This window comes from Pandoraea pulmonicola, from assembly GCF_000815105.2.
Classification (GTDB): Bacteria; Pseudomonadota; Gammaproteobacteria; order Burkholderiales; family Burkholderiaceae; genus Pandoraea; species Pandoraea pulmonicola.
The window spans coordinates 3,168,534-3,184,113 of record NZ_CP010310.2 but is presented as its reverse complement, the minus strand read 5'-3'; the positions used below and the strand labels follow the sequence as shown (position 1 = coordinate 3,184,113).

The following is a 15,580-nucleotide window of genomic DNA, read 5'->3' as shown; positions in this document are numbered from 1 at the left end:
GAAAATCACAACGCTTTTCGAGTGAATTGCCCTTTCGGTTGAAACGTACATAGCGGCGCCATCTCAAACCGACAGTCGTTATTGATGTCACATTGAATGAATCTTTTCATCACGTGACTGTCCATTGGAACGTGCCTGAAGCACGCGGCTCGCGGGAATTAAGTAAATCCTGCGTTAAAACGCCGTCGCATGCGTGCAGTGCGCGAACCAAAGTCGGTAATCCGCCTATTCTGAACTAGGATGTTTCCTATAAATAAGTTCAAATTGGTCGGGTTTTATAGATTTATCCTATATTCGTGCTGATCGTAAAAGCGACAGATGGCATTGATCGTCACTCGTCGCTGGGTCAGTATTTCATTGATGACCACGACACACATTGACGCTCTCCTTTCAGGTTTCATGCAATCCGCAAGTGCGGTGCGCGCAACGGTGCGGCAGGTTCGCACAGGCCTGATTGGTGCCGCGGTGGCGATGTGGCTCGCGGGATGTAGCGAGTACCAGCCGCCAACGGTGAACAGCACGGGGCCGGGCGCGGAAGCGGAGAGCGCAGGGGCATCGCTCTCGGAAGCGGCCCGTTCGCCGGTGGTAACGAAGGACCTCGATGCCCGTTTGCGGCCGGTAGCCGCTGCCGTCGCAATGAGCGGTACGCCACAAGTGGGCCGCGTCGTGAACGGGACTTATCGATGGATGGCCGACTGGCCTGAGACCGATAGCGTGCATCTGTGGGAAGCGGCGTCCGGGCCGACGCGTATCCGGGTCGTAGGACGCGCCCGGGAAATGATGCCGTCTGCCGGCCTGCGCGGGGTGCGGATCCGCTACTGCGTCAAGCCGGTCACCGGACAGGGGGACACGCGGCTCGCGGGGTACAAGACGTGCTCCGCGTGGACAACGGTCGGCGACGCGAGGTCGCCCGACGCCGCAGGATAACGCGAGGCCGGGTGTCGGCAGTGCCGGTGCCCCGCAAGACATCGCGTAACGACAACGCGGTCACTCGCCAGTGACCAACGAGTGTGTCAGCCCGACACGCATTCCTCTTTTAGGAGGCCATGACGCGTAGACACGGCGGAGGATCGCGCGCGCCCACGGCTGACTTCTTTGAAAAGGATTCTGCACATGATGGTAAAAATTCTGATTGCCGACGATCACCCGATCATTGCCTCCACGCTGCGTGAAATGCTTTCCTCGGATCCCGGCTTCCATGTGCTGCCGCCAGTGTCCAACTCCACCGAACTGTTCGAGGCACTGGAGAAGAACTCCGTGGATGTGCTCATCACGGATTACTGCATGCCCGGCGGCATTTTCGGTGATGGTCTCGGGATGATCAATCGCGTGCGTCGCAACTACCGCGACGTCAAGATCATCGTCTTCACCTCGATCGAGCAGCCGGCCATCCTCCGCGCGCTCGACGACTGCGGCGTGCTCGGCGTGATGACCAAGTCCGACGATCTGCGCGAAATCACCGTCTGCGTGGAACGCTGCCGGCGTGGCATGAGCTATCGCGGCGGCCGCGCCGAACAGATCCTCGAGGAGCAGATGCGCCGCAAGCCGACGGCTCGCCGCCCGCTCTCGCCCAAGGAGATGGAAGTGCTGCGCATGTATCTGGATGGCCAGAACGTGTCGCAGATCGCCGCAGCGCTCAAGCGCTCGGCCAAGACGATCAACAACCAGAAGCGCATGGCCATGTGCAAGCTGGGCTGCCGCACCGACATGGAGTTGTTCAAGCTGCACGTCTCGAGTCCGGTCCAGTTCGGGCATGAAGGCGAAGCCGAAACCGAAACAGCGAGCGCAGCCTGAGTCCGCGCCGCCACCGGGCACTGGTGTCAATGCCCGCCAGGACCATGATGCGTGACATCGCCATTGCAGGCCGCCTGCTTCGTGTAGGCGGCCTGCTTGCGCTGCTCTTTGGCCTGTCGGTCTGGGGCGCGGCCGTGTCGTATGCGCTGTTTGGCGCGCTTTGGCAGGGCGGTCAGAAGACCGAGGCATTTTTTGCGGCCGTGGGTCGCGAGATTCGCGATCTCGAGATCTTCAACGAGCAGGCGCGGGCGATGGCGCAGTCCACGCAGTCCAGACAGGCTCGCCAGGGTGGCGTGACGCAGGCGCTGACCGATCGTGTTCTGCAACCGCTGTCGCAGATGCCTGTCGGCACGGCCAGGCGAATCAACGGTGTCGGCTGGGATGGCCAGTTCGAGATCGTCAAGCTCGCCGAGATTCCGCTCGAGCGCGCGGAACTCTACGCGCGGCTGACCCTGCGGCTCATGGTGCTCGACGCCAACTTCTGGAGCCCGCTCGACGGACAGGACGAGACGTTCATCATGTCGCCCGACGGCGCTTTTGCGGCCTATCGTCCGGCAGCCGGGCGGGATGCGTTCAACTCCGCCAAGCTGGCGCAGGACACACGCATGATGCTCGCCGAAATCAACAAGGTTGAGCGCTATCATGCGCGGGCGCATGGCAATCACGACGGTCCGTTCTGGACCTACAACTACGAACACCCCGTCACGCATCTGAAGACTGTCGCGAACTTCATGCCGATTCGCGATCTGGACGGACATCTGCTGTTGTACATCGGCACGAGCATGTCGCCCGAGATGCTGGTACCGCCGCGCATGCGCAACTTCCAGCAGACCGGGGAATCCCTGCAGCTGATTTCGGACGATGGTCTGGTCATCGCCACCGCCGGCATACCGCTCTCAACGCTTGGCCGCCTGCGTACGCTTGTCACGTTGCCACTGTTCGGCGGTGCGCAAATGGCACTTCGCAGCGACGGCCAGCGCATCGTCTTCGAGCGACGCCTCCCGTCGGCGCCGTGGTTTGTGCGCTATGCCACGCGGCCGTCGAGCCTGCTGCACCAGAATGCGCCTCTGCTGTTCGGCGCCACCTTGCTCCTGCTTCTGTACGCTGGCGGCGTGTACGCCGGTATGCGTTACATACGTCAGCGCATCATCGAGCCGGCAAGTCAGCGCACGACGACGCTGCTCGAGCGCGACGCCTTCACGCAGACGCTCATCGAGACGGCGCCCGTCGGCATGGCGATCCTCGATCCGTTCGAGCCCGCCGTCGTCATGAGCAATCCGGCCTATGCGGGCACGGTCGACCTGTTGCGGCAACTGGGCGACGGTGAGCTCACCCGCATGTATCGTCAACTGAACAGCGGGGTGGTCACGCGTCCGGTGCGGCGCCTGCTCAGCGCAATGGACGATGCCGGCGAGCGCCATTACGCCGTGAGCTTCGTCGATACGGTCTTCCGCGAGGCGCCGGTGCTCATCGCCACGCTCTCCGACGTGACCGAGCAACGCCGGTTCGAGCTGGAACAACGCAAGGCGCGTCTGGCGGCCGAGTCCGCCAACCGGGCGAAGGACGTCTTCCTGACCACGGTCAGCCACGAAATGCGCACGCCGCTCTATGGCACGCTGGCGTCGCTGGAGTTGCTGAGCGCGCAGAACCTTGGCGACGATCATCGCTACTACGTCGATGTGATGGAAAGCTCGACGCGCAACCTGCTCGACCTCATCAACGATCTGCTCGATTATTCCCGCATGCAGGTCGGGCGTTTCGAGCTCAACGCCCGCGATTGCTCGTTGCTCAAGGAGCTCGAGGCCGTGGGGCTGTCGTTTACCGGACGTGCGCGCTTGCAGGGTCTGACGCTCGACTGGATGATCGACCCGGCGCTTGTGCGTGCCGTGCATACCGACGCATTGCGGATCGGGCAAGTCGTCACCAACCTGGTCGGCAATGCCATCAAGTTCACCGAGAAGGGGCACGTCGCGTTCAGTGCCATGCTCGCACGCGCCGACGCGCAGGGCTGCGACGTGACCTTTGCCGTGAACGACAGCGGAGCAGGCATCGCTGCGGAGGATCTTGCCGATCTGTTCCGTCCGTTCGGCAAAAGCACGAACGAGCCCGGCATGCAGCACGGCACAGGATTGGGACTGGCCATCTCACAGCAGTTCGTGGGCATGCTCGGTGGCCAATTGCAGGTGGACAGCCGCGAGGGAGAGGGTACGACGATGACCTTCACGCTGCGCTTGCCATGGGCGCCAGAAAGTGAAGCGCCGGTCGTGATCGAATCCGGCGAAACGTTCGGTTATGTCAGCGCGCTGTCGCGCCGGCATTGGTATCTCGAAGCCCTGATTCGTCGCGCCGGTTATGTGCCGGTGCGACATGGCGATGCGGTGTCGTGGTCCACGGGAGCGGGCCGCGCGCAGGACGCCGGTCTGCTGATGTTCGCCGACGAGTGGCCGGTGCGCGGCATGGCAGGCACGGACGTCTATCTGCTGCGCTCCGCGCCGGTCGATCGACCAACGGGCGCGACACGTGCGTGGCCGCGCGACATCGCGCTCTTTCAGCAAGCGGAGTTGTGGGACGCACTGGGTTCGATGCCGCATCCGGGGCTGACAGCTCACGGGGAACTGCCGGCCCCGGATGCGCAAGCGCGTGCGCAGCCGCTGGCAGGGTGGTACGTGCTGGTCGCCGACGATCATCCCATCAGCGGCATGCTGCTTTCCCGTCAGTTGGAAGGGTTGGGCGCGATCGTCGATTGCTACCATGACCCGCGCGAGGCCCTGGACGCGTTTGACGCCGAGTCTCACATGCTCGTGATCACCGACGCCAACATGCCTCACATGTCCGGTCATGCGCTCGCGACAGAGATCAAGGCGCGCGCCGAGCACGTGCCGGTGGTGGCGGCGACGGCCGACGTGACGTTGCGCCACGATCGCGATGCGAAGTCGCCGTACGATGCGGTCGTCTACAAGCCCGTCGACGCGCGTTCGCTGATGCGCGTCATAGAAGTCGTGCGGCGACGTTACCCATCGCTGTGCGGCGAGATCGCGCCGCTGCCGGCGCCTCTCGCCGAACCCGATGCGGAGCATGCACCGGACGCCCCGGCGTCGAACGAGGGGCGGATGCCGCTATCGGATATGCTCGACGCATTCGTGAACATCGCCGATCAGGACATCGCCAATTGCCGTGCGGCGCTGGCCGCATTATCGCGCGAGACGCTGCGCCATTCGGCGCACCGGCTTCGCGGCGGTTACATGACCTTCGGACTGAGTTCACTCGCGACGCTTGCCGCACAGGTCGAACACCTCGCCCCGCAGGCGTCGCCAGGGCAGATGGAGGCGGCGCTCGATGCGCTCGATATCGCCTGGAACGAATGGCTGCGTTCGCAAGGGCACGCCATCGTCAGCGACGCCTGATTCCCGCAGCACCTACTCCACGAAGTGCTCCGAGATGATTTGCCGCAGCCATTGATTGCCGGCGTCCTGGTGGTACCGGCGATGCCAGAACACGTTCGTCTGCAATGCCGGCAGGCGCAACGGCGGTTTGACGAAGCGTAGTCCGAAGGGCGCCGCGGCGCGTTCGGCGAACTTCTGCGGAACGGTCACGACGAGGTCGTTGACGCTCACGACATATGGCACGGCGATGAAGTGCGGAACCCAGAAATTGGCGTCCGCACCGAAGCCGGCTTGCGCGAGCAATTGATTGACCCGCGCGTAGGGATTGTCGCCCGTCGAGACGAACAGATGCCGAGCCGCCTGAAACGCCGCGAGGCCTGCGCCAGGCTTGTCCAGTGCATGCCCGATGCGAAACATGCTGACGTACTGCTGGCGAAACAGGCGGCGCTGGAAGAAGGGGCCGGTCAGGTCGTCGAACGCCCCGACCGCGAGATCGATGCGGCCGGCGGCCATCTCCTCCTTCAGGTCGGGCAGCGTCGCGCGCACCGTGCTGATGCGTACGCCCGGCGCGAGCCGGGTGCACAGATCGACGAGCGCGGGCATGAAATATACCTCGCCGACGTCTGTCATTGCCAACGTGAAGGCGCGTTGACTGGTCGCGGGATCGAAGGCCTCGCGATGGTTTATCGCGCGTGAAATCCCCGCCAGTGCCGCCGATACGGGCTCAGCCAGCGCCTCGCCGAACGGCGTCGGCTGCATGCCCGTGCCCGTGCGCGTGAACAACTCGTCATCGAACGTTTGGCGCAGTCGCGCCAGCCCGTTGCTGACCGCAGGCTGCGACAGCCCCAGTTCACGCGCGGCCTGGGAAATGCTCCGATGTGTGAGCACCGCATGAAAAACCACCAGCAGGTTCAGATCGACATCGCGCAAGGAAATCATGGTGCGGTTGTATTATTCGCATTGTGAATATAGTGGATTTGTCTATTTATATCGCAAAATGTGGTGTCTTGTCAGACAATGGTCGCATTCGAAACCAGGAGACGAGGCCAGTCATGCGCCAAGCTGATCAAATCCAGGGGGAACTGGGCTATTTGTCCGGATTCGCCAACGAATTCGCGTCCGAGGCATTGCCCGGTGCACTGCCCATCGGACAAAACTCGCCGCAACGCGCGCCGTATGGACTTTATGCGGAACAACTCTCGGGCACGGCGTTTACCGCGCCGCGCGGCCATAACCGCCGCTCCTGGGTGTATCGCATTCGCCCCGCCGCGGTCCATCAGCCGTTCACGGCCATCGAACAGTCCCGTTGGTTGAGCCACTTCGGCGACGTTCCCGCGCCGCCTAACCAACTGCGCTGGGACCCGCTGCCGATGCCCGACGTGCCGACCGATTTCGTCGACGGCATGGTGACGATGGCCGGCAACGGCGGCCCGGATGCCGGGCACGGTTGCGGCATCCACCTCTACGCGGCCAACAAGTCGATGGAAGGCCGCTTTTTCTACAATGCCGACGGCGAGCTGCTGGTCGTGCCTCAGGACGGCCGGCTGCGTATTGCGACCGAGTTCGGCGTGCTTGATGTCGAGCCTTACGAGATCGTTGTGCTGCCGCGCGGCGTACGTTTTCGCGTCACGCTGCTCGACGGCCGCGCTCGCGGCTACGTCTGCGAGAACTACGGCGCCTTGTTCCGCCTGCCCGATCTCGGCCCGATCGGCTCGAACGGCCTGGCAAATCCGCGCGACTTTCTCACGCCCGTGGCGGCCTATGAAGACGTCGAAGGCGACTTCGAACTGGTGGCGAAGTTCGGCGGTGAGCTTTGGCGTGCGGACATCGGTCACTCGCCGCTGGACGTGGTGGCGTGGCACGGCAACTATGCGCCGTACAAGTACGACCTGCGCCGCTTCAACACCATCGGCTCGATCAGTTACGACCACCCGGATCCGTCCATCTTCCTGGTGCTGCAATCGCAGAGCAACGCGCCGGGTGTCGACGACATCGACTTCGTGATCTTCCCGCCGCGCTGGCTCGCGATGGAAAACTCATTCCGTCCGCCCTGGTTCCACCGCAACATTGCGAGTGAGTTCATGGGCCTGATCCATGGCGTGTACGACGCCAAGGCCGAGGGCTTCGTGCCGGGCGGCGCGAGCCTGCACAACTGCATGTCGGGCCACGGCCCCGATGCGGATACGTTCGAGAAGGCCTCCGCGGCCGACACGAGCAAGCCGCACAAGGTCGATGCCACGATGGCCTTCATGTTCGAGACGCCCGCGGTCATTCGTCCGACGCGATTCGCGCTGGAGTCGCCGCAACTGCAAGGCAACTACTACACGTGCTGGCAAGGTTTGAAAAAGCACTTCAATCCGAGCCAGAAGTAAGCGGCGTTCGCTTACCACATCGCCACCATTGAGACGGCCGGCCCGGCGATTCCCGCCGCGCCGGCCGCAGCACTTCCCCGAAAAAGGAATTCATATGTCCGCTCTCCCGCAAAGCTGGGTCGCGTCCGCCAATACCGGTGTGACGGATTTCCCGCTGCAAAACCTGCCGTATGGCGTGTTCTCGACTCAGGCGCAGCCGTCGCCGCGCGTGGGCGTGGCCATTGGCGATCAGGTGCTTGATCTGGCCGCCCTCGAAGCGGCCGGCGTGCTCAAGGCCGACGAGACACTCGTCTTCAACCAGTCGTCGATCAACGCCTTCGTGTCGCTGGGCAGCGCCGCGTGGCGCGCCACGCGCGCGCGCCTGACCTCGCTGCTGGCCACCGACGGCGACGCCGCGTTGCGCGATAACGCCGCGTTGCGCGCACAGGCACTCGTGCCACTTGCCGACGCGACGCTGCATCTGCCAGTGCAGGTGCCGGGCTACACCGACTTCTACTCGTCGAAAGAGCACGCGACCAACGTGGGCAGCATGTTCCGCGACCCGGCCAATGCGCTGCTGCCGAACTGGCTCGAAATCCCGATCGGCTACAACGGTCGCGCCAGCTCGGTGGTCGTGAGCGGCACGAACATTCATCGTCCGAACGGACAGATCAAGCTGCCTGACCAGCCACGTCCGATCTTCGACGCGTGCCGCAAGCTCGATTTCGAACTCGAAACCGGCTTCATCGTCGGCCGCGACACTTCGCTCGGCGAAGCGCTCAGCGTCGAGGCCGCCGAAGCGGCCATCTTCGGCATGGTGTTGCTCAACGACTGGTCGGCACGCGACCTGCAGCAGTGGGAATACGTGCCACTCGGCCCGTTCAACGCCAAGACGTTCGGTACGTCCATTTCGCCGTGGGTGGTCACGATGGACGCGCTCGAGCCGTTCCGCGTTGCCGGTCCAGAGCAGACGCCGCAACCGCTCTCATACCTGCAACAGCAGGGCAAGCATGCGTTCGACATCGAACTCGAAGTGCTCCTGCAGGCCGAAAGCGACGCGCAGCCGACGTCGATCTGCCGCACCAACTTCCGCCATATGTACTGGAGCATGGCCCAGCAGTTCGCACACCACACGGTGTCGGGCTGCAACGTGCGCGTGGGCGATCTGATGGGATCGGGCACGATCAGTGGGCCGACGCCTGACTCGTTCGGCAGCCTGCTCGAACTCACCTGGAACGGCAAGAACCCGATCACGCTCGCCAGCGGCGCGCAGCGCACGTTTATCGAGGACGGCGACACCGTCGTGATGGCGGGTTGGTGCCAGGGCGACGGCTATCGCGTGGGCTTTGGCGAAGTCGCCGGCAAGATTCTGCCGGCGAAGGCGCGATAAGTCGCTGCGTCGATCAAGTCGGGAGAAACGCGCCGCACCGGTTCGCCGGGCGGCGCGTTTCATTTCGGTGGCTCAGGTTCCGATGCCTGCTTTTGCATGTGCATGCACACGTCGGTGAGCGCTGTCGCTGCAAGGTGTTGCCACCATGTCCCCGAGCGCAGGATGGTCAGACTCGCGGTGACGCGGCAACGCGTGGGGGTGTAGGCCAGTTCGTCGCCCACGCGTCGCAGCAGTGGTGGGTCGCCCAGTCGTGCCCGGCGGGGCACGCGCAGCGATCGCCGCGCGGGTTTGGCGTTGACCTGTTGGGTTGAGGTATTGGGCATTCGATGGCTCCTGGCGTCGTGTGATGATGGAGACCATTTAGCCATGCCGCGTCGTGTGGCGACAGGTGAAGCGATCCGAAAAATACGTCCGCTCCACGTGACAAGGATGTCTCCTAGGCGCGCGTATCGTCGTGAGCATCCATTGTCTTGGCCGCAGGTTGGGCGGGCGTCGAAGCCTCCGCAGCGGGAGCGCTATTATTCGGCGTCACTGGTGCTACCGACGGTTCCGGCGAGACGGCCGGTGCGCCCGTGGGCGCCAGCGTTGGCCGGTTCAAGCCGTCGTTGATCCAGGCCATCAACAGCGTGTACGTCACGGCGAGGATGACGGGGCCCACGAACAGACCCACGATCCCGAACGTGAGCATGCCGCCGAGCACGCCGGCGAGAATCAGCGTCATCGGCAGATCCGCACCGCGGCGGATGAGCATTGGACGCATCACGTTATCGAGCATGCCGATGAACACCGAGAGCACGAGCAGCAGCGTGGCGAGCGTCGGGCTGTCCTGCCAGTAGAGCCACCCCACGCTGGAGAGCAGCACCGGGAACGGTCCGATTTGCGCGATGCACAGCACCAGCATGAGCGCCGTGAGGAAGCCCGGCAGCGGAACGCCGGTCAGCCACAACCCCAGTCCACCGAGCAGCGATTGCGTCACGGCCGTGACCACGATGCCGAGCGCCACCGCCCGAATCGACATGCCGGCCAGCCGCACCGATTCTTCACCCCGATCGCCGCCCAGACGTCGGGCCGTGCGGATGAGCGCGCGTGCGGCGCGGTCCCCCTGCATGAAGAGGATGGCGGAGATGATCAGCGTCAATCCCAGATGGACGAAGAGCAGGCCGATCGAGCCGAGCTTGGAGAACCCCCACGATGCCGCCTTGACCGCGTATGGCTGGACCTTGGCGACGAGCCCGCCGGGACCGGCGGCGGCCAGCGCCTGCCATTCGTCGCTGGCGCGTTGTCCGATCACGGGAATGCGCGCGAGCCAGTCGGGCGCCGTGGGCAGACCGCGCTGTCCGATCGAATGCACCTGTTCGCTGATGTCGCTCGCGTGTCCGATCAGCGTGCCGATGGCGGCCGACAGCGGTGCGACGACGATGATCAGCATGCCAACGATCATGATGGTCGTGGCAAGCCAGCGACGGCCCCAGAGGCGGCGTTCCAGGCCGATGAGCAGGGGCCAGGTCGAGGCGACGATCGTGACCGCCCAGATCAGCGCGGGCAGAAACGGCAACAGGACCCACAGGGTGCCGATCATCAGCAGGCTGAGTACCAGAATGATCAGCAGATTACGGGCGAGTTCGCTCGGGGTGGTGGAAATCATAGGCGCTCCAGCAGGCGGGGGCGGCGCGCCGAAAAGGCGCGTCCGGCGGATTTTTCATGCGCAGTGGGCGCGCTCGTGAAGGAAGATGCCATGCCGGGGCAGTCACGGCAAGTGCGCTGCAACACTTCGTCACAAAGGTGTCGTCAAATCGGACAGGCTGCCGGCGGGGGTAACCACCGTGCGGCCGCTTGAGTCACGTGGGTTGCCTGGGTCTCCCGACGCTTGCGGATCGTTGGGGCTGCCAGGATCGTCCGCGGCGCCCACCCGGCGCCGCGGAATGTCGGCCGGTGCGACTGCCGTCCCGTGTCGACGCGCCGAGTGTGCCGGCCGCGTGGCGTGCGCCGAGGGCGACGAACGCGCAGAGGCGTCGGGCGCTGTCCGACAGCCGGCCTGCGTGCAGGCGCCAGATGTTTCGCCTATCGACAGGAAGACCATATCGTCACCCGACGTATCGCCCGATGTGTCGCCGAAAGACCTGTCGGCAGATGTGCCGCCAGAAGCGTCGCCACCGTCGCCGAGCGGATCGCCGTGATCAACGGTCATGCCGGAGAACGAGCTCGCGGACGAGTGGCCGGAGTCCGCTTGCGAAGTCATGGTGATGGTGCTGATCTTCGGCCGCCCGCGCCGCCGCGTGTGTGCCGAGCTGATGTCCTCGTGTCGGGACGACACTCCCTGTAGGCCGAGGGCCGTCGCGATCGTGCCGTAGATCACCGCGAGGAGTGCCTGCACGTGCCAGTCGATGCCCGTGCCGTCGTCGACGGACGGTGCATCGAAAGGGGTCGAGTTCCCGGCGAACGGCAATGCATCGTCGTCGGTAAAAGAGGCGGTGCAGGCGCCTTCGCGCAACGACGACAGAAAATAGAAGCCCAAGGTCAGCGTGAGCCATATCGCGCGCGGCGCTCCCGAGCCCAGAAGAAGCCTCAGGTTCTGCCAGAAGACGGACCAGCAGCCCGGCGTCGCGACACCGGGCTGCACGCCGGCTCCGGTGATCAGATCCGCAAACCGATCCTGGATAAGGAGCTCCAGGCGCGCGTCTTCCGGTGGCATGCCGATACGTTCGATCATCGGCAACAACAGCATGCCGGGAATCGGGGCGAGAAGAATTTCCAGCCCGGCATGTATCGTGTTCGCGAACCGATGCGACATCACACCCGGCAGCGCGGCGGACAGTCCCGCCTCCACGCCCAGCCGCATGCCGTTTCGCATCACGCCGTAACAGAACACGAACCCCAGCACATGGGCGACGACCTCGCGCGCAGGGTGACGGAGCATCCAGCTCAGCGCCTCCTGGCCCTGCGCCGGCGTGATTCGCTGCACCTTCCTGCGCAGCGCCGGATAGCACGCGTTGAAGCGAGCCATCCCCAGCAAATTGATGAAAACGACGCTCGTAGCCTCCACCGCCGGCCACATCGCAGACTGCGTACGCTCGGGATCCACGCTGTCGACGAGGAGCGCGATCAGGGCGGAGCCGACGGCGAACGGCAGCGCATCGCGTTCCGTGCCCACGCGCAACGATCGCAGCGACAGGCCCGGGCGCTCGTGTCGCATGAGCGCGTCGAAGCGACGACGGACTTCGCCCACGTCGAGTCCGCGTTGTGCGAGGGCTTGCGCTTCGGCACGCAGGTGTGGCTGCAGCGCCTCGTACCACGGCAGCGACATGATGGCGTCTTCCTGGGCCGCCGCGCGTCGCGCGCCGCGGGGCGAGGGGACGTGCCCCTTCGCAACCTGCGTCGTGTGCGTGCGTCTGCGCAACGCAGGCGCGGCGATTTCGTCGCGCAGCGCTGCGTAGATGTGCCGCGCTCGGGCAAAGGCGTCACCGTTTTCGGCGCGGCTGCTGGCAAGGGCGCCGTCGCTGCCTGGGCGCGAGTTGGTGACATGTCGGGCGACGAGGGCGAATTCGACACATCCGGGCGCTGCGCGCCGCGTGTTGCCATTGATGTCGACTTTCATACTGACGTGGGAGGCCGGGGTGGCCATCTTCTGCTGTACCACGGTGAGGTCGAGTGCGAGATTCCGATGCCGCGCGGAGTGCGGTGCAAGGACGGGCGCGTCGGCGCTGAAACTCGTGGAGCGATCGCGGCAGGTCAGGGAACGAAATAAACCGTGGGGCATGTCGTCGGTGGCGGGTCGGAGCGATGCAGCGCTCGGTGCGGATGCCTCGCCAGGCGCCTTCTCGTTGATGAAAAGAAGGGGCGATGCTACCCGCATCCCTGCGTGGTGACGACACTCCGACAGACGTTTGAAGACGTTCAGCCGCGTTTGTGCGTAGGGCGTCTCCGACGGCGTTTCGGAGCGCGGCCCGCCGCACGCGGGCCCCCTGGACCGGATCAGTCGGGCACGACCATGACGCCTGCGCGCAGTCCATTCGCCACGTTTGGATTGGGGAAGACGATGCGTTCCTCGGGGTGCGACACGGTGTAGGTGTTCTCGCCATCGCGCGCGAGTACGGTGCCAGCGGGATACGGCGTGAAGTTCGGCGTATCGGCGGGTACGTCGAGCACGAAGGCGTCGGTGCGGCGTACGATTTCCGCGGCTACCCGGAAACGACGTACGTCCACCGCTCTGCCATCGTCCCGTTCGCCCATCTCGGCCCCGGAAAGCCAGCGGCGCAACGCGGCGTCGATGCCGGCGAAATCGGCAAGGCGGTTCTGTCCAAACGGTGCGACCTTGCCCAACTCCAGCGTGCAGCTCTGCGCGCCGAAGCGCGCGCAGGTGTAGTAGGAAAACGTGACGGACGGTTGCTCGGTGAGCATGACCGCCTCGATGTCGGCAGCGGCGAGCGTTGCGATCCAGGCGTCGCTGGCCGGGTGTTGCGGCGTGCTCGGCACCACCGCGAATCGCGGGTACAGCGACGCGCGGATGGCCGTGTGCATATCGACGTGCCGCCGCACGCGACGTATTCCGTCCACACCCTCGAAGAACTGCGCCACGATCACCTCGAGCTCCCGGGCGCGCTGCACCGCAGGCGACTCGGCGCGCCTGGCGTGCGCGCCCTGGAAGAGCCGGTTCAGATCGTATTCGAGGTAGCGCTTGCCGGCGCGCACCGCGTCGGGGTTGCCAAGCACGACGAGTACGCGCTCGCGCAGCGTCAGGCGGCCATCGGCGATATCGTGCAGGATGCCGTCGACGATCTCGATGGGCGCCGTTTCGTCGCCATGAATACCGCAGGAGAGGACCGCGTCGAAGCGACGCTCATGCGCTGCGGTCTCGCCGCGGTTCGCGTTGGCCGTCTCGTCGGGCATCAACTCAAGTACGCCTTCCGCGTGCCGTTGCCAGCGGACTCCGCAAGGATCGATGCCTTTGTCGAGGGCGGTGTCACGCGCGTCGCGCACATCGCTGAGCCAGTTGCGCAGGGCCGAACGAGGGGCGTCCGTCATGGTGGAATCTCCAGAAAACCAGATTCGTATTCTATGCGTGTCCGAGGCGTGGCCGTCGCATGGGCGCACATTGTTCGGGCCGCCGAATCCGTGTCATCATGATCCGCATCGCACGCCGCTCTACTGGGCGTGGCTTCCGGGATTGCCGTTCATGACCGATCTGTACATCGAAGGTGTCTGGCGCACCGCCAACGGTGCCGAATTCCGCTCTCTGGACCCCATGTCGGGCGATGCCGTGTGGCGCGGCCGAGCGGCCGACGCGGTTGACGTCGACGCCGCCGTGCGTGCTGCACGTGAGGCGCAGCCCGATTGGGCACGGCAGGGCGTCGAAGCGCGGCTGGCGATCCTCGAGCGCTTCGCCGCCATCTTGACGGCGCACACTGAAACGCTCGCCGACGCCATCGGGCGCGAGACCGGCAAACCGCTATGGGAAGCGCGCACCGAAGTGGCGACGATGTCGGCCAAGGTGAGCCACTCCGCAAAGGCCTATCAGGAGCGTACCGGCGAGCGGCGCGGCGTCGGCGCCGACGCGCAGAGCGTCGTACGCCATCGCGCGCATGGCGTCATGGCCGTCTTCGGGCCATACAACTTTCCGGGGCATCTTCCCAACGGTCATATCGTGCCGGCGCTGCTTGCCGGCAATACCGTCGTCTTCAAGCCGAGCGAGTTGGCGCCCGGCGTAGCCGAGCGGACGATGCAGTGCTGGATCGAGGCGGGTTTGCCGTCGGGCGTGCTCAATCTCGTTCAGGGCGGGCGCGACACCGGTGTGGCACTCGCCGCGCATGACGGCATCGACGGACTGTGTTTCACCGGAAGCTCGGCGACGGGGCGTGCGTTGCATCGGCAGTTCGCCGGGCGGCCGGACAAGATCCTGGCGCTGGAGATGGGCGGCAACAATCCACTGATCGTGGACACGCCGGCCGATCTCGACGCCGCCGTGCACGTCGCGATCCAGTCGGCATTCCTGTCGGCAGGTCAGCGCTGCACCTGCGCGCGGCGCCTGCTGGTGCCGCATGGCGTGCAGGGTGACGCCTTTGTGGAGCGTCTGGCGTTCGTCACGCAACGGATCAGCGTGGGGCGGTACGACGCAGAGCCGCAACCGTTCATGGGCGCGGTGGTGTCGCTGCAGGCCGCGCGTCGCATGACGGCGGCGCAGGCCGATCTGATGTCCCTTGGCGCGCGCGTGATCGTGCCGCTTTCTCAGCCCGACGGGCGTACCGCGCTATTGACGCCGGGCCTGATCGACGTGACGGCCATTGCCGCACGCGACGCGCTGCCGGACGACGAATACTTCGGGCCGCTGCTGCAGATCATTCGCTACGACACCTTCGAGCACGCGATCGCGCTCGCGAATCGCACGCGCTACGGACTGGCCGCCGGGCTGTTGTCGGACGATCCGGCGCGCTACGCCCGGTTCCTGGAGGCAATCCGGGCGGGCGTTGTCAACTGGAACCGACCGACGACCGGGGCAGCCGGTGGCGCACCGTTCGGCGGCGTCGGCCTGTCCGGCAATCACCGACCGAGTGCATGGTACGCAGCGGACTACTGTGCGTATCCGATGGCGTCGATGGAAGCGGCGCATGTCGCGATGCCGGAGCGTCTGAGCCCGGGATTGGATTTTGGGACCGCCTGATGCGCGA

Annotated in this window: 12 protein-coding genes; 7 read left to right on the top strand and 5 right to left on the bottom strand. The window is 65.1% G+C overall.

Annotation, left to right across the window (positions count from 1 at the left end; all coding sequences use genetic code 11):
• Positions 1-399 precede the first annotated feature (399 nt).
• The 3 genes from RO07_RS13735 (at position 400) to RO07_RS13725 (ending at position 5,198) form a co-directional block, all read left to right on the top strand.
• Positions 400-927, top strand: coding sequence for a hypothetical protein (locus RO07_RS13735; RefSeq protein ID WP_147284653.1), 528 nt, complete (start codon positions 400-402; stop codon positions 925-927).
• A gap of 186 nt (positions 928-1,113) precedes the next feature.
• Entirely contained in the window at positions 1,114-1,794 is a 681-nt protein-coding gene (locus tag RO07_RS13730; RefSeq protein ID WP_039411435.1) for a response regulator, read from the top strand.
• A gap of 44 nt (positions 1,795-1,838) precedes the next feature.
• On the top strand, positions 1,839-5,198 hold the full coding sequence (locus RO07_RS13725) for a hybrid sensor histidine kinase/response regulator (protein WP_039411432.1): 3,360 nt from the start codon (positions 1,839-1,841) through the stop codon (positions 5,196-5,198).
• A 12-nt stretch (positions 5,199-5,210) separates the two neighbouring features.
• Here the strand turns inward: RO07_RS13725 and RO07_RS13720 are convergent, their stop codons facing one another.
• Positions 5,211-6,116, bottom strand: coding sequence for a LysR family transcriptional regulator (locus tag RO07_RS13720; protein ID WP_039411429.1), 906 nt, complete (start codon positions 6,114-6,116; stop codon positions 5,211-5,213).
• A 113-nt stretch (positions 6,117-6,229) separates the two neighbouring features.
• On the opposite strand from RO07_RS13720, the gene hmgA reads away from it, so the two are divergent.
• Both hmgA and fahA read left to right on the top strand, forming a co-directional pair.
• Positions 6,230-7,549, top strand: a complete 1,320-nt coding sequence (hmgA, locus tag RO07_RS13715; RefSeq protein WP_039411426.1) for a homogentisate 1,2-dioxygenase — start codon at positions 6,230-6,232, stop codon at positions 7,547-7,549.
• 94 nt (positions 7,550-7,643) lie between these two features.
• Positions 7,644-8,918 carry a fumarylacetoacetase gene (fahA, locus tag RO07_RS13710; RefSeq protein ID WP_039411424.1) on the top strand — a complete coding sequence of 425 codons (1,275 nt, stop codon included), beginning with the start codon at positions 7,644-7,646 and terminating at the stop codon, positions 8,916-8,918.
• Positions 8,919-8,977: 59 nt separating this feature from the next.
• Here the strand turns inward: fahA and RO07_RS26025 are convergent, their stop codons facing one another.
• From RO07_RS26025 to RO07_RS13700, 3 genes are all read right to left on the bottom strand, one after another.
• Complete coding sequence (locus RO07_RS26025; protein WP_147284654.1) at positions 8,978-9,241, bottom strand: hypothetical protein; 264 nt, start codon at positions 9,239-9,241, stop codon at positions 8,978-8,980.
• 113 nt (positions 9,242-9,354) lie between these two features.
• Positions 9,355-10,563 (bottom strand): AI-2E family transporter YdiK, encoded by a 1,209-nt coding sequence (ydiK, locus tag RO07_RS13705; protein WP_237171255.1) that lies wholly within the window; start codon positions 10,561-10,563, stop codon positions 9,355-9,357.
• Between the two features lie 129 nt (positions 10,564-10,692).
• On the bottom strand, positions 10,693-12,069 hold the full coding sequence (locus RO07_RS13700; RefSeq protein WP_147284655.1) for a hypothetical protein: 1,377 nt from the start codon (positions 12,067-12,069) through the stop codon (positions 10,693-10,695).
• Between the two features lie 33 nt (positions 12,070-12,102).
• Here RO07_RS13700 and RO07_RS26020 point away from each other — a divergent pair, with 33 nt between their 5' ends.
• On the top strand, positions 12,103-12,663 hold the full coding sequence (locus tag RO07_RS26020) for a hypothetical protein (RefSeq protein ID WP_147284656.1): 561 nt from the start codon (positions 12,103-12,105) through the stop codon (positions 12,661-12,663).
• A gap of 227 nt (positions 12,664-12,890) precedes the next feature.
• Here RO07_RS26020 and astE read toward each other — a convergent pair whose 3' ends face one another.
• Complete coding sequence (gene astE / locus RO07_RS13695) at positions 12,891-13,940, bottom strand: succinylglutamate desuccinylase (protein ID WP_039411418.1); 1,050 nt, start codon at positions 13,938-13,940, stop codon at positions 12,891-12,893.
• A gap of 151 nt (positions 13,941-14,091) precedes the next feature.
• Here astE and astD point away from each other — a divergent pair, with 151 nt between their 5' ends.
• Complete coding sequence (gene astD, locus RO07_RS13690) at positions 14,092-15,573, top strand: succinylglutamate-semialdehyde dehydrogenase (protein WP_039415471.1); 1,482 nt, start codon at positions 14,092-14,094, stop codon at positions 15,571-15,573.
• The last annotated feature ends 7 nt before the right edge of the window (positions 15,574-15,580 follow it).